At 69.4% G+C, this 21,869-nt stretch carries 24 protein-coding genes; 10 read left to right on the forward strand and 14 right to left on the reverse strand.

The features are described from left to right. Positions 1 to 200: 200 nt before the first annotated feature. The gene (locus tag AB0H49_RS29645; RefSeq protein WP_354998235.1) at positions 201 to 422 is read left to right on the forward strand and encodes an RNA-binding S4 domain-containing protein; all 222 of its coding nucleotides are present in this window, start codon (positions 201 to 203) and stop codon (positions 420 to 422) included. Positions 423 to 427: 5 nt separating this feature from the next. On the opposite strand, the gene rraA is transcribed toward AB0H49_RS29645, so the two are convergent. The 8 genes from rraA to AB0H49_RS29685 form a co-directional block, all read right to left on the reverse strand. Continuing rightward, positions 428 to 913, reverse strand: a complete 486-nt coding sequence (gene rraA / locus AB0H49_RS29650) for a ribonuclease E activity regulator RraA (protein ID WP_357256126.1) — start codon at positions 911 to 913, stop codon at positions 428 to 430. Between the two features lie 90 nt (positions 914 to 1,003). Beyond that, positions 1,004 to 1,381 (reverse strand): DUF5313 family protein, encoded by a 378-nt coding sequence (locus AB0H49_RS29655; protein WP_354998233.1) that lies wholly within the window; start codon positions 1,379 to 1,381, stop codon positions 1,004 to 1,006. A gap of 140 nt (positions 1,382 to 1,521) precedes the next feature. Next, entirely contained in the window at positions 1,522 to 1,977 is a 456-nt protein-coding gene (locus AB0H49_RS29660) for an SRPBCC family protein (protein WP_354998232.1), read from the reverse strand. Between the two features lie 37 nt (positions 1,978 to 2,014). Continuing rightward, on the reverse strand, positions 2,015 to 2,944 hold the full coding sequence (locus AB0H49_RS29665; protein WP_357256128.1) for a CopD family protein: 930 nt from the start codon (positions 2,942 to 2,944) through the stop codon (positions 2,015 to 2,017). A gap of 7 nt (positions 2,945 to 2,951) precedes the next feature. After that, a complete protein-coding gene (locus tag AB0H49_RS29670) occupies positions 2,952 to 3,521 on the reverse strand; it encodes a copper resistance CopC family protein (protein ID WP_354998230.1) in 570 nt (189 codons plus the stop codon). Beyond that, positions 3,518 to 4,168, reverse strand: coding sequence for a YcnI family protein (locus AB0H49_RS29675; RefSeq protein WP_357256130.1), 651 nt, complete (start codon positions 4,166 to 4,168; stop codon positions 3,518 to 3,520). Before AB0H49_RS29675 ends, AB0H49_RS29670 begins: the two co-directional genes overlap by 4 nt. 37 nt (positions 4,169 to 4,205) lie before the next feature. Beyond that, positions 4,206 to 5,012 (reverse strand): hypothetical protein, encoded by an 807-nt coding sequence (locus tag AB0H49_RS29680; RefSeq protein ID WP_357256132.1) that lies wholly within the window; start codon positions 5,010 to 5,012, stop codon positions 4,206 to 4,208. A 14-nt stretch (positions 5,013 to 5,026) separates the two neighbouring features. Next, a complete protein-coding gene (locus AB0H49_RS29685; protein WP_354998227.1) occupies positions 5,027 to 5,659 on the reverse strand; it encodes a DUF6474 family protein in 633 nt (210 codons plus the stop codon). 339 nt (positions 5,660 to 5,998) lie between these two features. Here AB0H49_RS29685 and AB0H49_RS29690 point away from each other — a divergent pair, with 339 nt between their 5' ends. The 3 genes from AB0H49_RS29690 (at position 5,999) to AB0H49_RS29700 (ending at position 10,999) form a co-directional block, all read left to right on the forward strand. Then, positions 5,999 to 7,705 (forward strand): TM0106 family RecB-like putative nuclease, encoded by a 1,707-nt coding sequence (locus AB0H49_RS29690; protein WP_354998995.1) that lies wholly within the window; start codon positions 5,999 to 6,001, stop codon positions 7,703 to 7,705. 46 nt (positions 7,706 to 7,751) lie between these two features. Further along, entirely contained in the window at positions 7,752 to 9,710 is a 1,959-nt protein-coding gene (gene htpG, locus AB0H49_RS29695) for a molecular chaperone HtpG (RefSeq protein ID WP_357256134.1), read from the forward strand. Between the two features lie 560 nt (positions 9,711 to 10,270). Next, entirely contained in the window at positions 10,271 to 10,999 is a 729-nt protein-coding gene (locus AB0H49_RS29700) for a TMEM165/GDT1 family protein (protein ID WP_357256136.1), read from the forward strand. Here the strand turns inward: AB0H49_RS29700 and AB0H49_RS29705 are convergent, their stop codons facing one another. Together AB0H49_RS29705 and AB0H49_RS29710 are read right to left on the reverse strand one after the other, a co-directional pair. Then, a complete protein-coding gene (locus AB0H49_RS29705) occupies positions 11,000 to 11,671 on the reverse strand; it encodes a TetR/AcrR family transcriptional regulator (protein WP_357256139.1) in 672 nt (223 codons plus the stop codon). It lies immediately after the preceding gene. Positions 11,672 to 11,738: 67 nt separating this feature from the next. Then, positions 11,739 to 12,617, reverse strand: a complete 879-nt coding sequence (locus tag AB0H49_RS29710) for an SDR family NAD(P)-dependent oxidoreductase (protein WP_357256141.1) — start codon at positions 12,615 to 12,617, stop codon at positions 11,739 to 11,741. A 219-nt stretch (positions 12,618 to 12,836) separates the two neighbouring features. On the opposite strand from AB0H49_RS29710, the gene AB0H49_RS29715 reads away from it, so the two are divergent. Further along, positions 12,837 to 13,604, forward strand: coding sequence for an SDR family NAD(P)-dependent oxidoreductase (locus tag AB0H49_RS29715; RefSeq protein ID WP_354998222.1), 768 nt, complete (start codon positions 12,837 to 12,839; stop codon positions 13,602 to 13,604). A gap of 53 nt (positions 13,605 to 13,657) precedes the next feature. On the opposite strand, the gene AB0H49_RS29720 is transcribed toward AB0H49_RS29715, so the two are convergent. From AB0H49_RS29720 to AB0H49_RS29730, 3 genes are all read right to left on the reverse strand, one after another. Further along, the gene (locus AB0H49_RS29720) at positions 13,658 to 14,476 is read right to left on the reverse strand and encodes a class I SAM-dependent methyltransferase (protein ID WP_357256143.1); all 819 of its coding nucleotides are present in this window, start codon (positions 14,474 to 14,476) and stop codon (positions 13,658 to 13,660) included. A gap of 210 nt (positions 14,477 to 14,686) precedes the next feature. Then, a complete protein-coding gene (locus AB0H49_RS29725) occupies positions 14,687 to 15,214 on the reverse strand; it encodes a peptidase (RefSeq protein ID WP_354998220.1) in 528 nt (175 codons plus the stop codon). A 357-nt stretch (positions 15,215 to 15,571) separates the two neighbouring features. Continuing rightward, positions 15,572 to 16,195 (reverse strand): superoxide dismutase, encoded by a 624-nt coding sequence (locus AB0H49_RS29730; RefSeq protein ID WP_354998219.1) that lies wholly within the window; start codon positions 16,193 to 16,195, stop codon positions 15,572 to 15,574. Between the two features lie 270 nt (positions 16,196 to 16,465). On the opposite strand from AB0H49_RS29730, the gene msrA reads away from it, so the two are divergent. Then, a complete protein-coding gene (gene msrA / locus AB0H49_RS29735) occupies positions 16,466 to 17,173 on the forward strand; it encodes a peptide-methionine (S)-S-oxide reductase MsrA (RefSeq protein ID WP_357256146.1) in 708 nt (235 codons plus the stop codon). Positions 17,174 to 17,311: 138 nt separating this feature from the next. Here the strand turns inward: msrA and AB0H49_RS29740 are convergent, their stop codons facing one another. Then, a complete protein-coding gene (locus AB0H49_RS29740; protein WP_354998217.1) occupies positions 17,312 to 17,923 on the reverse strand; it encodes a hypothetical protein in 612 nt (203 codons plus the stop codon). Between the two features lie 453 nt (positions 17,924 to 18,376). Between AB0H49_RS29740 and AB0H49_RS29745 the strand changes: the two genes are divergently transcribed. From AB0H49_RS29745 to AB0H49_RS29760, 4 genes are all read left to right on the forward strand, one after another. Continuing rightward, the gene (locus AB0H49_RS29745; RefSeq protein ID WP_354998216.1) at positions 18,377 to 18,742 is read left to right on the forward strand and encodes a rhodanese-like domain-containing protein; all 366 of its coding nucleotides are present in this window, start codon (positions 18,377 to 18,379) and stop codon (positions 18,740 to 18,742) included. Between the two features lie 94 nt (positions 18,743 to 18,836). Then, a complete protein-coding gene (locus AB0H49_RS29750; RefSeq protein WP_357256238.1) occupies positions 18,837 to 19,886 on the forward strand; it encodes a DUF4328 domain-containing protein in 1,050 nt (349 codons plus the stop codon). Then, the gene (locus AB0H49_RS29755) at positions 19,883 to 20,650 is read left to right on the forward strand and encodes a glycerophosphodiester phosphodiesterase (RefSeq protein ID WP_354998215.1); all 768 of its coding nucleotides are present in this window, start codon (positions 19,883 to 19,885) and stop codon (positions 20,648 to 20,650) included. Before AB0H49_RS29750 ends, AB0H49_RS29755 begins: the two co-directional genes overlap by 4 nt. A 125-nt stretch (positions 20,651 to 20,775) precedes the next feature. After that, a complete protein-coding gene (locus AB0H49_RS29760) occupies positions 20,776 to 21,696 on the forward strand; it encodes a DUF5926 family protein (RefSeq protein ID WP_357256148.1) in 921 nt (306 codons plus the stop codon). Positions 21,697 to 21,869: the final 173 nt, after the last annotated feature.

Consider the following 21,869-nt stretch of genomic DNA (forward strand, 5'->3'; position numbering starts at 1 on the left):
CTTTTGTCTCGCGTCCCAGCGGTAGCGACTAGCGACTGCGTCGCATGCGCTTCGACCGCTCGGACGCGAGACGGGCCGCGAACGGGCTCGTAAGACTCGCCCTCGACGTGGTTGGGAGTGCGCTGTGCCGGGTTCGTTCGACGGCTTGCCGGTGTGCGGCGGTTTGGCGATCCGGGGGTCCTGGCGCGAGGATGTACGCCATGTCGGATCCAGTCGATGTGCCGATTGATGACGACGTCATTCGGCTCGGCCAGTTCCTCAAACTGGCGAACCTGATCGATTCCGGTTCGGAGGCCAAGACGGTGATCGCCGCGGGCCTGGTCCGGGTGAACGACGAGGTCGAGCTGCGCCGCGGACGTCAGTTGCACGTCGGCGACGTGGTCGCCCTCGCCGGTCACAAGGTCCGGGTCGCCCCGGACTGATCAGCTCAGGATTCGGCGCGCACCACGATGCCGTCGTGGTCGCTGTAGAGCATGTCGCCGGGCACGAAGGTGACGCCGCCGAACTCGACGATCACGTCGCGCTCACCGCTGCCGGTCTGGGTGCTCTTGCGGGGGTTGGTGCCCAGCGCTTTGATGCCGATGTCGAGGGTGCGCAGGATCGCCGAGTCGCGCACCGCGCCGTTGACGATCACGCCCGCCCAGCCGTTGTCCACGCCGCGGCCCGCGATGATGTCGCCGACCAGGGCGGTGTGCACGCTGGCGCCGCCGTCGACCACGAGCACCGCGCCGTTGCCCGGCTCGCTCAGCGTCTGCTTGACCAGCAGGTTGTCCTGGAAGCAGCGGATGGTGGTGATGCGCCCGGAGAACACCTCGCGGCCGCCGAATTGGATGAACTGCGTGTCGCAGCTACGGATCTCGGGGCCGATCTCGTCGGCCAGATCGGCGGTGGCAATGTTCACTGATTCGGTCACGGGTGTCAGCTTAGGGGTGGCGGGCCGAGCGGTGGCCGCGACCGGTTGCTCGATGTGAGCTCGGTCGCTACTCGCGCCGCGAACGCGCTGTTATGTCTGGCCCTCGTGATGGCGATAGCGCAATTCGTACCGCTCCCGATCGCGGTCGGTGATCCTGTTGTGGTCGAGCAGGTCCGGGCTCAGTCCATGCTGGATCAAGCGGAAGCGGCGCCACACGTAGCTCAGCGCCACCGTGAAAACGACCAGCGGGACGATCATCATCACGATCATGCCGATCTTGAGCGGCATCGGTCCTGGGAACAGCAGCACCAGCGCGAAGAACGGGATGATCGGCACGAGGAATCGGACGAGGTACCGCTCCATGGCCCCGTGTCCGACGAGGTCGTGGACGACCCACTCGTGAAACTCCTCCGGGAGTTCGCGGCCCAGATCGTAGGTGATCCGCTGCCCAAATGTGGGTTTGTTCATGCATACAGGCTATGCCCGTGATATATGCCACCGCCAGCGTCGCGACTGCGGTCAGCCGCCTCCGACCACGGGTTTTCCGGCCGCCGAGCGGGCGCGGCGCCCTGCATGGTTTCCGCGCCTGCGCCCGAACCGCGGCCGGATCAGGCGCGGCTCGCGTGGTACGCCGCGATCTCCTTCACGAGATTGTCCGTGGTGTGCTTGACCGCGATCTTCACGAACGGCTCGATGGTCTTACCGAGCGCCTTGCCCGCGAGCCCGCCCGGCACGCGGAAATCGATGATGGCGTCGACGGTGCACAGCGCGTCGTCCTTGGCGTGGAACAGGAAGGTCGACACGATCTCGAAGCCCTTGATCGACTTGATGCCGATCGCGTAGTTCTCCTCCCACCGGATCACCTCGACACGCGAATGCAGCGAGGCGGGACCGAGCTTCATGTGGCCGTCGAAGACGGCGCCGACGCCCTCGGTCTGCTCGCCGATCGGAGTGAAGGACTGGATGCCGTGCAGAAAGTTCGGCAGGTTCCGGTAGTCGTTGACGTACTGAAACGCTGATTCGGCCGACGCGGCACAGTCTTCCACGATCTTCACTTCGGTCATGCGGGCAACTGTAACGGGTTTCCGAAGGGGGAGCCGATCACGCCGTGACGGCGAGGGTCGCCGCCAAACCGAAGGCCACGGCCATGACGGTCACCTCCAGCACCGCGCGGCGCAGCGAACCCGACGCGTCCATCCGGTGGTCGGCGGCCAAGCGGACCCAGCCGCGCCGCCACCACCAGCCGAGCACGAGCAGACCGGCGAGCACCGCCGTCTTCGCCAGCAGGATGCGGCCGTACCCGGTGCTCAGCAGCGGTTCGAGGCCGCCGAGGCGGACGATTCCGTTCACCACGCCGGTCGCCGCGACCACCCCGATCAGCGGCAGCGCCAGCGCCGAGTACCTCGGCAGCGTCGCCGCCCACTCGCCGCGCGTGCGGACCACCAGCGCGAGCGCCACCAGCACGCCGAACCAGGCCGCCGCCGCCAGCGCGTGCACGGCGGCCAGCACCGAGCCGAACGGTTGCTGCGACATGTGCCCGGTGATCGGCCGCAGCGCGAGCGCCACCGCGGCGAAGACCAGCACCAGATCGGTGGAAGCGGCATCGGAACCGCGGAAGGCCAGTGCCGAATATCCGGCCACCGCGGCGGTCGCGACCAGGATGGCGATGCCGACCTGACCGCCGCTGATCTCGGTGAGGAAGGTGCCGAACCGATCGGCGGACAGCTGCCGCACCGGAACCCCGACCACCTCGGCCGCCTCGAAGACCAGCACCGCGAACTCGGTCACGAACCAGGCCCCGGCCAGCGCGGCGAGCATGCGCCACGGCGGCGCCAGCCGTTCGTGCAGCCGGGGCAGCGCGGCGAGTCCGAGCACCGTCGCGCCCAGACCGTCCGCGAGGACCCGCACCGCTCCCTCGGTGGGCGCCGTTCCCGCGGTGAGCAGCCAGGCCAACCCGACTCCGAGCAGTCCGGCCGGGACGATCAGCAGCAGTGCCCCCGCGTCCCGGCCGCCGGTCGCCCCGCCGCTCACCTTCTTCTCACCGCCGCTGCCCGCCGCGGAAGCCGATCAGGGCCACGGCGAGACCGCCGCCGAACAGCACGACCGCGCCGAGCACGAAGATCCACACCGGGATGCCGTCGGAGCCGTCGTCCTCGGTGGCCCTGCCCTTGGCGTCGGCGCGCGGGCCCGGCGTCCCCTTACCCGCCTGGCTGAGCGTGAACGTCCGCTTGCCCGTGACCGGATGACCGTCCGCGGAGGTCACCCGGTAGGCGATGATGTACTCGCCGACCGGGCCGAGATCGCCCACTTCGACGCTCACCGACTTGCCGTCGACGACCGGCTCGCCCTCCGACCAGAGGTTTCCGTCCGGGCCGGTGAGGGTCAGCGACGGGAAGTTCGGCTGCAACTCCTCGTTGAAGGTGACGCTGATCCGGCCGGGGCTGGTGTCCACCGTCGAACCGTCCTCCGGCACGCTACCGACCGCCGCCGAGTGCGCGGCGGCGACGCCCGCGGTGGCCAGCCCGACGCCGAACAGCAGCAGCACGGCGGCGAGCGCGGCGCCGAGGCGGCGAATCGCCTTGGCGGACGGTCGAATCGCGGTACTCATGAGCGCCTCCTGAACAGGCTGCCGAGGCCGAGCGAGATACCGAGCACGCCGAGGGCCAAGCCGATGCCCGCCAGCCAGCGGGCGGTGTCGTCGGTGTCGTCGTCCTGCTCCGCGGCGCCGCTGTCCACGCGGTGGCCGTCGGCGTTGTCGTCTCCGCCCGCCGCGAGGGTCAGCGTGGGCGCGGGGTGCTCCGGCTCCGCGCCGTCGGGGCCGACGGGCTGGTTCCAGTCGACGACCTTGCCGTCGCTGTAGGTCTGCTTGGCCGGGAAGCTGACCGTCTCCGCGCTGGGCAGCGGGCCGAGCGAGACGACGAAGCGCTGGAACTGGCCGGGGCCGACGCCGGGCGCGCCGGGGTCCGCGGTCCAGGTCACCGCGACGGCCTCGGATTTGTCGTTGCGCTCCACCCGTGCCGTCCAGCCCGGCATGGGCTCGGTGCGGGCGCTGCGCACGTTGGGCAGCGTCACGGTGAGCGCGGTGGTGGACGCGGTGTCCGATTCGGTCGGCACCCGGAAGGTGACGACGGAGTACTTGCCCTGCTGGGCGCCGGGCGCGTCGACGGTCACGTGCGCGGCGGCGACACCGCCGGAGAGCAGCACGAAACCCGCGGTCGCCACGGCGCCGCAGGCGCGCGAAAGTGAACTTCGCATGGGAGAGGCTTTCTGTCCGAAGGGAATTGGGAGCGGGTCAGGCGAGCGCGGGCGGGGCGCGCGGCCCGATGGGCCCCTGCGGAGGAAAGCGGTAGGTCGGAGTCGAGGGATCGGTCCAGCGGCTGAACCGCGCGACCGGGACATTTCGCGGTGCGTTCAGGGCGGCACGAACCGCGCGGGTGATGATTCCGTAGAGGCGCTCTGCGGCCATGATCAGGACCGCGCAGACGATGGTCGCGAGCACGTGCGCGCCCAGCATCCAGCCGGTCGGCAGGAAGCCCGCCACCGGGGCATCGCCGCGTGCGATGTGCGATGCGCGCTCCCCGTGCGTGTGCCCGAGTAGCCCGGCCAACACCGCGTGCCCGCCGAGCTGTCCGGCCGCGAGTGCGGCGAGCAACCGTCCGGCCCCACGTCCGCTGCCGTGCGCGGCGAGTTGTCCGGCCGCGAGTAACCGCTCGCGTCGACGTCCGTTGCCATGCTCGGAGCGATGGCGGCTGTCGCGGCCGACCGAATCGCGGTGTCGTGCGGCGTCTTCGGGTCGCCAAAAGCCGCTGCTGCCAGGCGATTTGCCACGCCGGACGACTCGTCGTTCGCCGGAGCCGAAGCGCTGCCCGTCGCCCGGCCGCCTGCGATCGGGCGTGCGAGCGGCCGACGTCCGACACGGTGCGCCGTTCCGTGCGAATCCGGTCGCCGCGCACCCCGCCGCGACCGAAATCGTTAGCAGCAGGGCGAATTCCGGTGAATCCGGGTAGCCCCCGCCCGCGGCGCCGTGCGCGGCGACGCTGAGCAAGCCGACCAGCGCGCCGACCGAGCCGCCGCGCGGCAGGCCGGTGCTGGGGTGCATGGCGGGGACGGCGTTCAGTTCACACCGAGGCGGGCGAGCACATCGGCCTCGATGCCGGACAGCTCGTGCGAGATCGAGGTGTGCACCGCGCGCCTGCGCGAGGCGGGCATCTGCTCGGCGGTGCGGACCGCGGCGCCGAGACTGTCGAGCCGGGCGCGGGTCGCGGTGACGAACTTCTGCGTCTCGCCGCCCTTGTCGTCGATCTTGCCGAGCGCCGCCTCGGCGTTGGCGAGGCGGGCCTGCAGCTTCGCGCCGTGCCCGGTGTAGTCGCCGAGCTGGTCGACGCCGATGCCGAGCTGCTGCGCGCGCCGGGTGTCGAGCTGGCCGCGGACGAAGGTCGCGCCGCGGTAGGCCAGCGGAGCGAGCACCGGAACGAGCACCCGTGCCACGCCGAGGTACTTGCGCACCTGGCCCGCGCTGAACACGTCACGTTCGGCCTTCGCGGCCAGCTTCAGCGCGGCCTTCTCCTCGGCCTGCAGCGTGGCGATCTGTGCTTTGGCGACCTTGGCCTGGGTGCGGGCCTCGGCGCGCTTGGCCTTGCGATCGTTCTTGGCGAACAGCTTGGCCTCCATCGCGGCCTTGTGCTTGAGGGCTTTGGCCTCGGCCCGGCGACTCGGACGCCGCTTGCGCTTCGTGAACAACCCCATCGGAAGGCCCTCCGTCAATGCTGTGTGCCAGGGCAGCGCTCTCGGCGCGAGGCCGTCTGCCGTCTACCACGCGGTTTGCGCCCACCTTATCGGGTCGACGGCGGCGGCAGCGAGGGCACACCGTGTCCTGTCGGGGGTCTGGACCATACTGCATACGTGTATTCGGGCAGCGGTGACCGCGAGGGTCGCAAGGAGGACGGCTCGGCCGCGGACCGGTCGGGCGAGCTCACAGCCGCGCCCGTGGAGCCCGCGCCGAGCGCGCCGATCGAAACTGCGCCCGGCGCGCCGATCGAGGACTCCGCGCTGAGCGCGCCGATCGAAACACCGCCGCGCGCATCGATAGAAGCAGAGCCGCGCGCGCCGATCGAAACGGCGCCGGTCGCGTTCATCGACGCGCGGGCCTTGATCGGATGCCGACACCGCCTGCGCTTGGACGCGGCCAACCCGGGGCTGCTCACCGACGTCGCGGAGGATCCCGGCGTGCGCCAGCGCCGGGAGGCCGCGACAGCGCACCGCAACCGGGTGCGCGACGCGCTCGTCGCCGCCGATCCGGACAGCTGGGTGATCATCGACCCGGCGACGCGCGCGTCGGATCGCGCCGCGGCCACCATGAGCGCGTGCGCCGCTGGGACGCAACACATCTGGGGCGCGCTGCTGCCGCAGGAACCGGACACCGGACGCCGCGGCGGTTCGGAGATCCTGCTCCGCGACCGCGATCGCGGCGGCTACATCCCGATCATCGTGGTCAACCACAAGGTCACCGACCCGCGCAAACCGGAACCGGCCGACTTCCACCCGACCACCTCGGACCTGTATCGCTGGGACCCGCGCCCCGATCCGTCGCGCAAGCTGCGCCAGCAGCCGCGCGATCAGCAGCGCCTCGCCCACCTCTACCGGATGCTGCAGCGCCACGGGCTGGCCAGTCCCGCGCTGGTCGGCGGCGTCATCGGCTACCACTTCGACCGCATCCTGGTGCACGACCTCGGCCCGGTGCTCGACGATTACGACCGCCGCTACGCCGACCGCATCGCGGTGGTGCGCGGCGAACTGCCCACGGTGCCGTCCAAAGTGCCCGAGTGCAGGCAATGCCCTTGGTGGACAAGGGGAGTCGAGGGACCGAGCTGCGAGGGCTGGCTGGCCGAGCACCGCGACGTCAGCCTGGTCGCGCCGGGCTCGCGGGCCGACGTGCTGCGCGGGCACGGCGTCGAGACCATCGACGACCTGGCCGCCTGGACCGGCGACGACCCGGAGGACTGGCAGCACGGCCCGTTCGACGAGGCCGTTGTCACCGCGCGCGCCTGGCTGGCGGGCGCGCCGCTGGTCCGCCGCTTCGACCGGGTGCACGTGCGCCGCGCCGACGTCGAGGTGGACGTCGACCTGGAGAGTTTCCAGGAGCACGGCGCGTACCTGTGGGGCACGTTGCTGGACGGGCGCTACCGGCCGTTCGTCACGTGGGACCCGCTGCCCACCGAGGACGAGGGCCGCTCCTTCGGCGAGTTCTGGACCTGGCTGATGACGGTGCGCGCCGAGGCCGCGACGGCCGGGAAGACCTTTGCCGCGTACTGCTATTCACGCACCGCGGAGGACAAGTGGCTGTACGAGTCGGCGCGCAGGTTCGCGGGCCGACCCGGGGTCCCGACGGTGGACCAGGTGCGCGCGTTCGTGGACGGGCCGGAGTGGGTGGACATGTTCCAGGCCGTCACCGACCAGTTCATCTGCCCGAACGGCAAGGGGCTCAAGAAGATCGCGCCGGTGGCGGGCTTCGCCTGGCGTGATCCGGAGGCGGGCGGCGAGGCGTCGATGAGCTGGTACCGCCAGGCCGTCGGCTACGACGGTGCGCCCGATCTGACCCAGCGCACCCGCCTGTTCGAGTACAACGAGGACGACGTGCGCGCCACCCAGGTGCTGCGCGAATGGATGATGCCGCGGGTGCCGAATCCGCACTGCGCCGAGCTGGAGGTGCCCGCGCTCGCCGACTTCGGGCGCGCGCCGGAGTTGCCCGCCGGTGGCCGCGGCGCGGCGCCCTCGCTCGGCCGCGGCGCCTGATCGGGTGTTCGGCCGCGCCGTCGGTGCGCGGCGGTAACATCGCGTCGTGACTCAGCACGTCGAACAACTCGAGTTCCAGGCAGAAACCCATCAGCTGCTCGAGCTGATGATCCATTCCGTCTACTCCAACAAGGACACGTTCCTGCGGGAGCTGATCTCGAACGCGTCCGACGCGTTGGACAAGCTGCGGCTGGCGTCTTTTCAGGACAAGGACCTGCACGTCGACACGTCCGACCTGCACATCGAGCTGGAGGTCGACAAGGACGACAGGGTCCTCACCGTCCGGGACAACGGCATCGGCATGTCCCGCGCCGAGGTCGTCGACTTGATCGGCACCCTGGCCAAGTCGGGCACCGCGGAGCTGCGCAGGCAGCTGAAGGACGCGAAGACCGACGCCGCGGCCGAGGAGCTGATCGGCCAGTTCGGCATCGGCTTCTATTCGACCTTCATGGTGGCCGACAAGGTCACCCTGACCACCCGTAAAGCAGGCGAGACCGAGGGCACCCGCTGGGAGGCGGGCGCGGGCAGCTCGACCTACACCATCGAGGCCGTCGACGACGCGCCGCAGGGCACCTCGGTCGCGCTGCACCTCAAGCCCGCCGACGAGGAGGACCACCTCTTCGACTACACCCTGGAGTGGAAGCTCAGGGAGATCGTCAAGAAGTACTCCGACTTCATCGCCTGGCCGATCCGCATGCAGGTGGAGCGCACCGTCACCGAGGGCGAGGGCGAGGACAAGCAAGAGAAGACGATCCTCGAGGAGCAGACCCTCAACTCGCAGAAGGCGCTGTGGACGCGCCCGAAGAGCGAGGTCTCCGAGGAGGAGTACAAGGAGTTCTACAAGCACGTCAGCCACGCGTGGGACGATCCGCTGGAGATCGTTCCGCTCAAGGCGGAGGGCACGTTCGAATACCAGGCGCTGCTGTTCATCCCGTCGCACGCGCCGTTCGACCTGTTCACCCGCGAGCACAAGCGCGGCGTGCAGCTCTACGTCAAGCGGGTGTTCATCATGGACAACTGCGAAGAGCTGATGCCGGAGTACCTGCGCTTCGTCAAGGGTGTGGTGGACGCGCAGGACCTCTCGCTCAACGTCTCCCGCGAGATCCTGCAGCAGGACCGGCAGATCCAGATGATTCGCAAGCGCCTGGTGAAGAAGGTGCTCTCGACGGTCAAGGAGCTGCAGGGAGCCGAGGACCAGGAGAAGTACCAGACCTTCTGGAAGGAGTTCGGCCGCGTCCTCAAGGAGGGCCTGCTCTCGGACTTCGACAACCGCGAGACCATCCTGCAGGTCTCCTCGTTCTCCTCGACGAACTCCGAGAACGAGCTGACCACGCTCGCGCAGTACGTCGAGCGGATGAAGGACGGCCAGGACGCGATCTACTACATGACGGGCGAGTCCCGTCAGCAGGTGGAGAGCTCCCCGCACATGGAGGCCTTCCGTGCCAAGGGCCTCGAGGTGCTGATCCTCACCGATCCCGTCGACGAGATGTGGGTCGGCTCGGTGCCGGAGTTCGACGGCAAGCGGTTCCAGTCCGTCGCCAAGGGCGAGGTGGACCTGGAGACCGAGGAGGAGAAGAAGGAGTCCGAGGCGCTGCGCGAGCAGCAGGACAAGGACTTCGCCGAGCTGCTCGGCTGGCTCGGCAAGACCCTGGAGGAGAGCGTCAAGGAGGTGCGCCTGACCAACCGGCTCACCACCTCGCCCGCCTGCCTGGTCGGCGACGTCTTCGACTTCACGCCGATGCTGGAGCGGATGTACCGGGCCTCGGGCCAGATCCTTCCCGAGACCAAGCGCATCCTCGAGCTCAACCCGACCCACCCGCTGGTCACCGGCCTGCGCGACGCGTACGACACGCGCAAGCAGGACGCCGACGAGGGCAAGGTCCCCGAGCTCACCGAGACGGCCGAACTGCTCTACGGCACCGCGGTGCTCGCCGAGGGCGGTGAACTGAAGGACCCGGCGCGCTTCGCGCACATCCTCACCGATCGGCTGACCCGCACGCTGTGATTCGCTGAACCCGAAGGCCCCCTCCCAGGAGGGGGCCTTCGTCGTCTGCGCCCCCTGGTGCCGTAGCGATGCTCCCACACGCCGCGTATACGCCTCACATAGGCGGTGGCTATGTGAGGCGTGCCGTACTTGTGTGCGGGAGACCTGTGGCTCCCGGCGGTGCGGTCGGGCGCGGTTCGGTTTCGAGTCCACGGACGGGTGTCCGGATGCCTTCGTACGAGGTCCCTAGTCCGCTGATGAGGGTTTGCTGCCTGGGCCGTGCGGGTTACCGAAACCTGTGGGTAGGAGTGCCAAACTTATTGTGCGCATTGCGATTTGGCTTACATCGGGTTGGCGTCCACGAGATTGCTGGGGTAGGGTCGGATGTAGCGAAGGGGAGTAGCCCCCAATCACACAGTCGACATACTGACCCGCCGCCTCCCCGAGGCTCGGGTCCGGTTGTGTGAACCGGGTTTTCATCCGGTGGGCGAGACCTTCGGCCTGAACAACCATTCGTTGTCGGCCGGAGGCGTACCCAGATCTCCGGCAGGCAGGCCGGAGACCCGGGAGTACGTCACACAATGATCGCCACCATCCTGCTGAGCATCGGCATCGTCTTCCTCGCCGAACTCGGGGACAAGTCCCAGCTCATGGCGCTGACGTTCGCGTTGCGCTATCGCTGGTGGGTGGTGCTCGGCGGCATCGCGACCGCGACCGCCGGTGTGCACCTGATCTCGGTCGCGGTCGGTTACTTCCTCGGCGCGGCCCTGCCCACCCGCGCCATCTCCTTGGTCGCCGCCCTCACCTTCCTCGCCGTCGGTCTGTGGACGTTGCGCGAACACCTCGGCGCCCCCGACGAAGGCGACGAGCCGCGACCGCCCCGCTCCACCGCGGCCCCGTTCCTCGTCGTCCTCTCGGCCTTCCTGCTCGCCGAACTCGGCGACCGGACCATGTTCGCCACGGCCGCCCTCGCCACCGACAACAGCTGGTTCGGCGTGTGGCTCGGATCCACCGTCGGCATGGTCGCCGCCGACGCGCTCGCCATCGCGGTGGGCATCGCGGTGGGCAAGCACCTGCCGGAGCGGCTCATCGGCATCTGCTCGGGGCTGTTGTTCCTCTACTTCGGCAGCACCACGTTGCTGGGCGCGGCGGTTCCGTCGCTGGGTATGTGGGCGAGCGCGGGGATCGCGGCGGTTGTTCCGGTGACGGTGGGCGCTGTCGTCCTGATGCGCCGCGTTCGGGCGGCGTCGGTGGTCGCGGTCGAGGGCGTTGTCGCGGAGTCGGCCGACGGCCAGTTCTCGGGACGGTGATCAGGCGCGGATCTCGTCGGCGACCATCGCCGACCCGTAGAGATCACCGCCCCGCCGGACCATGTCGAGCAGCGGCGCGGACAAACCGCGCAGACCGTCCAGGTCGTCGGCCGCGATGCGGGCGGTGACCATCGCGCTGACCGCCGCCGCGAAGGTCTGGCAGGCGAAGCGCTGCTGTTCGGTGTGGGCGTCGAGCACCTCGGCGATCAAGGCGACGAAGGAGTCCTGGAGCTGGGCGCGGCGGGCCAGGGCGTTGGAGCCGACCGCGTAGACCTCGACCAGGTAGAGCCGGGCGTAGGCGGGGTCCTCGATCAGGCCCTCGAAGTACGCGTCGAGCAGCCGTGCCATGCGGTCGAGATCCGGTCCGCGCGTGGCGTTCTCGTCCTCGGGGCCGGACGCCTCGGCGATGCGGGCGACCAACCGCTCGACGGCGCGCTCGTAGGCGGCCTCGAAACAGTCCTCCTTGGAACGGAATTGCTCGTAGAAGGTCTCACGAGAGACGCCAGCCACCTTCAGCACGGCCGCGACGGAGGTGCCGACATAACCGGTGACCGCCATGGTCTCGGCCATCGCGTCCAGGATCCGGTCCCGCTGGGACGCGATCACCTGCTCCCGAGGTAAACCGTGCCTGCCCCTGGGGAGTTGGCGGGCGGTGCCTGCGGTGTCGGTCATGCGGTGGCTCCGGGTGTTCGGTGGGGCAGGTGTTCGACGGGCGGGTGCTGTGGCAGCGCCGCGCCGATCAGGCGGGCCGCTCCATTCTGCGGGGTCGGGTGGGCTGGTCGGTGGTCAAGGGTGTGTCCTCCGTGCGGGCGATCTCCAGGGCCTCGGCGACTCCGCGGCGCAGCGCGGCGTCCACGAGGCGCTGGGCGAGCGGGCGGAAGGGCAGCACGACGGCCACCCACCAGGGCGAGACGACCTGGCGGCGGCGCCGGACGATGGCCCGTTCGGTGGCGTCGATGGCGGGGCCGAGCGGTGCGACGCCCGAGACCGTGGCGCGGCCCAGAATCGCCCGCGCCGCGGCCGTGCCGAAACCGCGGGTGGTCATGTCGGTGTCCAGCTCGGCGAAGTAGGCGACGCCGACCTTGGCGCCGGTATGCCTGATCTCGTTGCGCAGGGTGTGGCCGAGCGCCTCGACGCCCGCCTTGGACGCGCTGTAGGCGCCCGCGAGCGGCAGATTCACCACCCCTGCCAGCGACGAGACGATCAGCGCGTACCCCCTCGGATGGCAGATGTGCGGACCGGCGGCGCGCAGCGTGTAGTAGACGCCGAGCACGTTCACCGCGAGCGTCTCCTCCATCACCGAGGGATCGCCGCCGATCAGCGCGAGCTGCTTGGCCACCCCGGCGTTGGCGACCACCACGTCGAGCCCGCCGAGTTCGCTCGCCAGCGTCGTCACCACCCGCTCCACCTGGGCGGGGTCGCCGATGTCGCAATAGCGCCACGGCGCGTCGCCGCATTCGCGCGCCACCTCGGCCAGCAGATCGGGTTCGAGTCCGAGCAGCGCGACCGAAGCCCCGTGCGCGTACAGCTGCCTGGCGAGCGCGGCTCCGATGCCCCGCGCCGCTCCCGTGATCAGCACCTTCCTACCGGCGATCGCTGGGCCGGAGAACAGCTTCATGCAGCGACGATACCACCGATGAACAGCGATGTTCGCAAATATTTCGCCGCGCGCGAACCACGATCATGGAGTCGTTCCCGACCCCTCCCGAGTTACACACCGGGCGCACCTTCTGCTCGCTCCGGCCGTGAGAGGGAGTCGTGCTGTATCTCTCACCGCGTACCTATTAGGGTGCAATTGACGAAGGGCCAACTGGCTGTCACGAACGAGAGGACCATCGTGGAGATTTCGGGTTCCGCCGCCATCATCACCGGAGGCGCATCCGGCCTCGGCGCCGCCACCGCCAAGCGGTTCGCCGAGCTGGGCGCCACCGTCTTCGGCCTGGACGTGCCGCAGTCGATCGAGCGCGCCGGTGACAACGTGCCCGCCGGAGTCACCCTCATTCCGGCCGACGTCACCAGCAACGACGAGGTCGCCGCCGCGGTCGCGCAGGTGGTCGAGTCGGGCGCGCCGCTGCGCATCGTGGTCAACTGCGCCGGTGTCGGCTGGGCCGGTCGCATCCTGTCCAAGAACGGCCCGCACGATCTGGAGCTGTTCCGCACCGTCATCACCGTGAACCTGCTCGGCACCTTCAACGTCATGCGCTTGGCCGCCGACGCCATCGCCAAGACCGACCCGGTCGACGAGTACGGCCAGCGCGGCGTCGTCATCAACACCGCCTCGGTCGCCGCCTTCGAGGGCCAGGTCGGCCAGATCGCCTACTCCGCCTCCAAGGGCGGCGTGCACGGCATGACCGTCCCGGCCGCGCGCGATCTCGCGCAGTTCGGCATCCGCGTGAACACCATCGCCCCCGGCATCATCGACACCCCGATGCTGGCCGGCGTCACCGAGGAGTACCGCAAGGGCCTCGAGGCGGGCGTGCCCTTCCCGTCGCGCCTCGGCCGCCCGGAGGAGTACGCGCAGCTGTCGCAGTACATCGTCGAGCACGACTACCTGAACGGCGAGACCATCCGCATGGACGGCGCGCTGCGCATGGCGCCGCGGTAATCTCCGCTCGAAAAGCCGTCTCCGATTCGCTTCGGGGGCGGCTTTTTTCGTGGTCAGGGCAGGGGCTTGTGGCCGATGCCGAGGAAAGCGGTGGTGGCCAGCGGGGTGTTCGGACGGTAGTTCTCGACGAGGTAGGCCCGCATGGCCTCGGAACGCGCGGCCCACTCGTCCTCGCCGATCGAGCGCCGCAGCACCGCCATCGGCGCGCTGCCACGCGACATCTGTTCCCAGAGCCGATCCGCGTCAGGGTAGGACACCGATGTGGTGTGGCGCTGGATGGACACCCCGGCGAACCCCGCGCCGCGCATCTCGGTGGCGAACACCTCCGGATTCTCCAGGCTCAGGAAGTTCGGCTGTGGCTCCTGGATATTCGGATCGCCCGCCGCCAACGCGCCGAAACGCATCCGCATCAAGGGGGATTCGGCGACCGGCGCCCAGCTCGACACCACCGCGACACCGCCTGGCCGCAACACCCGGAACAGTTCCGCGAAACCCTGGATCCGGTCGGGGAAGAACATCAGGCCGAACATGGAGAAGCCCGCGTCGAATTGATCGTCCTCGAACGGCAGCTGCTGACCGTCGCCGACGCGCACGTCGACGTTGGTCAGCCCGGCGTCGCGCGCGGCGGCACGGAGGCGTTCGAGCATGTGCTCGGCGAAATCCACGGCCTGCACCCGGCGGACCCGCGCGGCGGCGGGCAGGCTCAGCGTTCCCGGCCCCGCCGCGACGTCGATGATGTGCGCGTCGGCGGGCAGATCGGCGATTTCGAGGGCGCGGTCGGAGAAGGGCGCCATGATCGCGAGCGCGGATTCGGCGTAGCCGTCGGCGACCAGATCCCAAGGTTCGGCGGCGGCGAGGGGATTACCGGACATGTCTTCCACGATCCTTTCGACCGTCACAGGCTAACTGTGTAGCCCCCTCGCAAACCACCGACTCGCGCGAATGTCGCTGTGCGCGTGCGTGTTCGCGCACGGTTCACGGCGAAGTGGCGCCGTCCGCATCCGCGGAGCAGCGCGCGCAGCCGTAATGGTGCCGGATCGAGTGGCGGATGTGGCCACTCGGTCGGCGGTCGACGGTGCGTTTCAAGCGGCGAGCAACATCGCGAGCACGGCGGTGTCCGGATCGCAGATCGGATCGAGGCCGACCCGGCTGACCAGCGAGGTGACGGTGCCGTCGGATTCCGCCTCGGCCCAGGCCGCGCGGTGTTCGAGGCCGAGGTGCGGCACGCCGGGCAGCAGTACGCAGCCCGAGGCCGCGCCCGCGCATTCCGGCAGCGACGGGCGGGTCTCCGAGGGCGGGTGCAGCATGAGCAGCGCGGGCGGCACGTGGTCGGCGAACCGGCCGGGCTCCAGCGCCTGCTCGCCGAGCACCGTGCCCTCGGCCAGCACCAGCCCGACCGTGCCCGGCTCCGGATCGTCCGGCAGCTCCTCGCGGACGCCGAAGACGGTCGAGGTGGCGAGCAGGCCAGGCAGACTCGCGACCCGCACCGCGAGCACGAGCACCTGCGCCCATTCCTTGGTGGTGTCCGGCCAGCGACCGGAGATGACGAAGCCGCGCAGCGATCCGCGCGAGTGAAACGGCGTGACGCCGATCGGCCCGTTGGTCCGCATCGTGCCTCCCGAGATGAACCGGGGGCGGTCTTGCCCGTCCTCGAACTGTTGGATTCAGAGGATGACTCACGGATCATCTGGCACACAAGTACCAATGAGTGCTAATCGGCAGCGGACGCCCTGATCGGGCGGCAGACACGAAAAAGCCCGCCGGGCGATCCACTTCCCGACGGGCCAACTCGTAATCCAACTCGCCGCCCGAGCACTCCCAGCCACCTCGAGGGCGAGTCTCACGAGCCCGTTCGCGGCCGTCTCGTTTCCGAGTGGTCGAAGCGCATGCGCCGGAGGCGCGAGTCTCGACCGCTCGGAAGCGAGACATAAGGGCCGCGAACACGCGCGCGCCAGCGCGCCAACAACTCAGCCGAAGATCAGGCCCTTGCCCTGGGTGACGGCGCGAGCGAAGCGCTCCTGCACGTCCTCCCAGTTGACGACGTTCCAGAACGCGGTCACGTAGTCGGCCTTGACGTTCTTGTACTGCAGGTAGAAGGCGTGCTCCCACATGTCGACCTGCAGCAGCGGGATGATGCCCAGCGGGACGTTGGCCTGCTGGTCGTAGAGCTGGAAGGTGAGCAGCTTCCCGCCGAGGGTGTCGTAGCCGAGCACCGCCCAGCCGGAGCCCTGCAGGCCGTTGGCGGCCGCGGTGAACTGCGCGCGGAACTTGTCGAACGAACCGAACTGGTCGTCGATCGCGGCGGCCAGGTCGCCGACCGGCTTGTCGCCACCGTTGGGGGAAAGGTTCTTCCACCAGATGGAGTGGTTCACGTGGCCACCGAGGTGGAACGCGAGGTTCTTCTCGTAGAGGAAGATCGCGCCGTGATCACCGGACTCACGAGCCGCCTCGAGCTTCTCGAGAGCGGTGTTCGCGCCCGCGACATAGGCCGCGTGGTGCTTGGAATGATGCAGCTCGTTGATCTGCCCGGAGATGTGGGGCTCCAGGGCGCTGTAGTCGTAATCCAGATCTGGCAGCGTGTACTCAGCCACGATGTCCCTTTCTCAGTTGTCGGGCTGTGGCGCCCGGATCGGGCGCTTCCAACCATCATTCGTACACCCGCTCGGTTCCAACCGGGTGGTGTGCCCCCACATTCCATCGGAGATCTGATGATCACGCAGGGGTTGCTTGCGGCGTGAGCGAACGCAGTGAGCGAATCATGTGCCAGCGCGCACCGCGCATGCCGGAGCCGAGCGCCAGCGAGGCGCAGGCGTGAGCGGAAGGGCGATTCGACCGCGAGCATTCGTGAGTAGCATCGAACCATGTCGTTCTTCGACGAACTGGTCGGACGGATCCGCCTCCCCGAGCCGGTGATGGTGGCGCCGGACCAGGCGCTCCCCGGCCGCGAGGAACCAATTCTGGTGCCGGATACCCACTTCGTGAACGGACATCCCCTCCGTCCGCCGTTTCCGGAGGGCATGCGGGTGGCCGTCGTCGGTATGGGTTGTTTCTGGGGCGCGGAGAAGGGTTTCTGGGAACTCGACGGCGTCTTCACGACGGCGGTCGGATACGCGGGCGGGTACACCCCGAACCCGTCCTACGAGGAGGTGTGCAGCGGCCGCACCGGCCACACCGAGGTGGTGCTCGTCGTCTTCGATCCGGCGGTGCTCGATTACGCGAACGTGTTGCGGCACTTCTGGGAGGAGCACGATCCGACCCAGGGCATGCGCCAGGGCAACGATCGCGGAACGCAGTATCGGTCGGCGATCTTCACGCTGGACGACGAACAGGCCGAGCTGGCCAGGGCTACCGCGGAGCACTACGGAAAGCGGCTGGCGGAGGCGGGATACGGGTCGATCACCACCCAGATGGCTCCGCTGCCGACGCCGGGCGCGGATGGGCCGGGACCGAATCTGTCCGGGTTCTATTACGCCGAGGCGTATCACCAGCAGTACCTGGCGAAGAACCCGGGCGGTTACTGTCCGGTGCACGCCACCGGGGTGAGTTGCCCGGTCGGGCTCGGAGCCTGAGAGTCCTTGTGCCACGGGCCTCGTGCCGTGCTCGGCGGTCTCCAGATGCTGCCGTTCTCGGTGGTGACGCGCGTAGACGCCTGAACACGAACCGCCGCGCACCCGGTGTGATCGGACGCGCGGCGGTCGCGGAAATCTCTACAGCGGCGGAACGATTCCGGGGCGGATGGTGCGCGGATCGCCCGCGTCGTGCGCCTTCCACCAACGAACACCGCCCGCGATGAAGTCGGCGGGCGCGATCTCCTTGCCCTTGGCGTCGTGCACCGTGAGGCTGTCGAACCACACTCGGACGTCGAGTTCGCGCGGGTCGATGCCCTCCTCCTGGGAGAACTCCAGCACGTGCGAGGGGGTGTGGTCGTCGATCTTGGTGTCGAAGCTGAGCAGTTCGCGCCACAGCGCCCACCCGCTGTCGTCGACGTCGATGAATTCCCAGCCGTGCAAACGGCCGCCGCCGAAGCTGCGGATCGCCTCGTCGAGGCCGTCGAGCTGCAACGGAAGGATTCTCGCCTCGATGTCGTCCCAGCGCTGGACGCGCAGCGAGGCCGCGACCCGGCTGACGCCGGTGAAGGTCAGGCGGACTTGGTGATCCTGCGGCGCCGCCTTGTCGGCGGGCAGCGTCAGAACGGTCAGATCGAGGCGCAATATCGCCGCCTCGGTATCGACCTCGAGCCCGAGGCAGGTCGCCTCCGAGATCGCGGTGTTGAAACCGGTGGAGTCCAATCCGTCGAGTAGCCCCCTGCGCACGTCCATGGCCCCAGGCTACCGACAGCTCCAGCTGGAACCCGGTATTTCATTTTTTCTAGTGTTCTCGTTTTTTCTGGAACCGAATCGTTCCCCGCGCCGTCCAAGTAAGTGTCGGGACCCGCTCGGCCGCGGTTCCGAGGCGGCGGCGAACGACCGCTCCGGGATGGATCAAGGAGGGGAGTCCCGGATCGGTCGTTCGTGACGCGCGCTTCGCCGCGGATCAGCTGAACCGGGCCGGTGGGTCCCGATCCCGTCTGGACGACGAGGGAACGGATTCGCGGGACGATTGCTTATAGCCGCGTCCTGTGAGTGTCCGAGAACCTGATAGGTCCCGCCTGTGGATCAGCTTGTGGATTATGTGGATAACTCTCATGGAGAGGTCGAGGCCGCCCCGGACGCGCGCGTGACCGCAACGCGGGCGACGGCACGTACGTGCGCCGATCATGGCAGGATCGAATCGTGACGAGCTCCGAGATCCCGTCGGTGTCGGTGGCGGACCTGCCCGGCGAATTCGACCACAGCGAGCGACCGGACCAGGTCCGGGCCATCCTGCTCGACGTGCGCGAAGACGACGAGTGGCAGCTCGGGCACGCCCCTGGCGCGATCCACATCCCGATGGCCGATGTGCCGGCCCGCACCGAGGAGCTGGACTACGACGCCGAGGTCTACGTCGTGTGCAGGCAGGGCGGCCGGTCGATCGAAGTGGTGAAATACCTGGCCTATATCGGTTTCGAGGCCGTGCAAGTCAGCGGTGGCATGGTGGCCTGGCAGAAGTTGGGTCGCCCGCTGGTCGGCGAGAGCGACCAACCGGCGAAGATCTACTGACGAAAGAGCGAGGTGCCCAGGCAATGAGCGTCAGGCCGGGAAGCGGCTGCCCGCGCGACCACGCCGGGCGAGCGAAGGACACGCTGTGAGTACCATGCTGCAGCCCTGTGCGCGCTGCGGCGCGCGGTGGGCCGTGCACGGGACCCCGATGCACTGGTGCCCGCGCTGCCACGGCGTGCTGCTCTCGCCGGGCCCCCTCGACGCTCCCGCCGAACGGCGCAATTACCGCTGGGTCGCGCGCCGACCCGACCAGCGGCACGGCAGGCCCGTCGCGACGGGGGCTCGCAAGCCCGCCGCGCCGACCCCGCGCTACACGCAGATTCCGCGCTGGGGTTTGCGCGACGAACCGGCCGCCGCGGCCGACGCGACCCCGCGTCGGCGCACCGCCGTGCTGGCGGGCTGGGTCACGCCGCTGCTGCTCGTCACCGCGGGGATGTTCGCGGTCGCCGCGGTCGGTGAGCTGGTGCGTTACGTCATCCTGCTGGTCAACCGGACCCGTCTCATCGATCCGTGGGCGCTGCGTTTCTCGGATTGGCTGGTCACCGGGTCGTCGCTGCTGGCGCTGGCCTTGGCGCTCGGCAGCGGCGTCGCGCTGCTCGGCTGGCTCGTCGAGACCCGCCGCGCGGTATTCGCGAAGGCGGGCCGCAGCGATCCCCGTTCCGCTCCTGCGCTCGTCCTCGGCTGCCTGATACCGGTGGTGAATCTGGTCTGGCCGGGTGTGTTCCTCACCGAGATCGCCACCGAACGCGACGACCCCAGGGCCCTGCGCGCGATCCGGATCTGGTGGTGCGCTTGGGTTTTCGGCGGACTGATGGCCGCAGCCGCGCTGCTCTGGCGGACCGCGGATTCGCTGCAGGTCAAGGCGGACGGCGTGCTGTTCGCGGCGTGGACCGACGCGGTCGCCGCGGCGGTGACGGTGCTGACGCTCTGGGCGCTGCGACTGCTGGACGGGCGCGACCTGTTCGGGCGGCTCCGGTTGGCGCGCCGCTGGGTGGTCGCAGTCGATCCGCCGGTGCCGGTCATCGAGCCGGTGCACCCCGCCCGCGCCGCGGCGCCGGTCCGGGATGCGGCCGACGCCGACATCATCGAGGATCGGGATACCGACAGCGGTGCCGTTCAGCACGAGGAGGTCATGGCCAAGTGAGCCAGAGCAGTCGCGCACCGTTCGTCGTCGCGCACCGTGGCGCTTCGGCGGCGCGTCCCGAGCACACGCTCGCCGCGTACGAACTCGCGCTCCAGGAGGGCGCGGACGGCGTGGAATGCGACGTCCGGCTGACCAGGGACGGACATCTGGTCTGCGTGCACGACCGCACGGTCGACCGCACCTCCACGGGTTCCGGGCTGGTCAGCGAGATGACACTGGACGAGTTGCGCTCGCTCGATTTCGGCGGTGACGGCCAGCCTGCCTCGGTGCTGACCCTCGGCGAACTCATCGAGCTGGTGCTCGACTGGCGCAGCAGGCCGACCAAGCTGTTCATCGAGACCAAGCACCCCGTCCGCTACGGCGCGCTCGTGGAGAACAAGCTGCTCGCCGAGCTGCAGCGCTTCGGCATCGCCACGCCCGCCTCGGCGGACCATTCGCGCGCGGTCGTCATGTCGTTCGCCGCGACCGCGGTGTGGCGGATCCGCCGCGCCGCGCCGCTGCTGCCCACGGTGCTGCTCGGCGAGTCCTCGCGATACCTCGGCGGCGGTGCGGCGACCACCGTCGGCGCGACGGCCGTCGGGCCGTCGGTGAAGACGTTGCGCGAGCACCCGGATCTGGTGGACCGGGCCGCCGCGGCGGGTCGCGCGACCTACTGCTGGACCGTGGACGATCCCAAGGACGTGCGGCTGTGCGCCGATCTCGGCGTCAGCTGGGTCGCGACCAACCACCCCGGCCGCACGAAAACCCTGCTCGCCGCCGCTTGATTCGTACTGCCAGACGCCGATACGACCATGTTTGGCGCCGTGCGAGATTCGCGTTCCGCGATTCCCGCGTTCCGCGCCGTGGCGCATCGCGGCGACAGTCACAGCACCCTGTAGTTTGAGCCCTCGTGGGTAAGAGCAAGCGCAACAGTCCGAAGCCCGGAGGGAACCGGGCGCAGCGTCTCGCCGAGCGCAAGGCGGCGCAGGAGCAAGCGGCCAGTGCCGTCACCCGGCCGTTCGAAGGGTTGGCCGCGGAATGCGATCTGGTCGCACTGCGGGAATTCGTGCCGTCGGCGACCGCGACTCTGAAGCTGTCGCCCGAGGTGGCCGCCGAGCGTTCGGTCGTGCTCGCCACGGTGCTGCCCGGCGCGGTGGCCGCGCTGGTCCGCGCCGGTGACGAGCCGACCGGTTACGTCGGCACCCAGGTGCAGTTCCAGGGCGCCGACCCGGCCGCCGATATCGCCGCCGCGATCCTGTGGACCCAATCCGCCGAGCCCGGTGACTCGCTGACCTCCGTCGAGAGCGTCGCGGGCGGTCCGCGGCTGGCCGACGTCATCGATCCGGGCGCCGACCTGGAACTCACCGTGCACCAGGACTTCGACTGGTGGGTGCCGGAGGGCGTGACGCCCGATCCGCAGGTCGCCGCCACCATCGAGCAGGCCAAGCAGGCGATCATGCCGTCGGCGCGGCTGGAGCTCGGCGGCGATGCCGTCGGTGCGGCCTGGTGGGTCGACGCGGGCGAGAAGGCGCACGTGCGCTGGGTCCGCCCGGAGAACGAGGACGATTTGATGCTGGCGCTGGCCCGGCTGCACGCCTCGGGCGGGCTGCACATGGGCGAGGGTTCGCGCTTCGCGGGTTCGTTCCGCACGCACGGGCTGCTGGTGCCGGTGTTCGACCTGGATCCGGAGCGCCACCCCAGCGAGTGGACCGAGACCGCCGCCGAGTTCGGCGTCCGCCTGCTCGGTGCGCTGGCCACGGACGCGCCGCTGACCGCCGACGAGCGCCGCTCGCGCGATGGTCTGCGCTCGCGTCAGGTGACCCTGCGCTGACTCCGGAAATTCCCCGGAGCAATTTTGTGAAAAACTCTTCTTTCGGATCTGTCGCGGGATAAGTTCTCACCATCACCGTTACTGGTGATGGTGCGGTTTACCGCACCGCACAGATGAGGAAAGTAGGGAACACCATGGACGCCATTCTTGCGCTGCTCAAGACGCTGCTCAGC

The organism is Nocardia sp. NPDC050713 (assembly GCF_040654315.1).
GTDB lineage: Bacteria > Actinomycetota > Actinomycetes > Mycobacteriales > Mycobacteriaceae > Nocardia.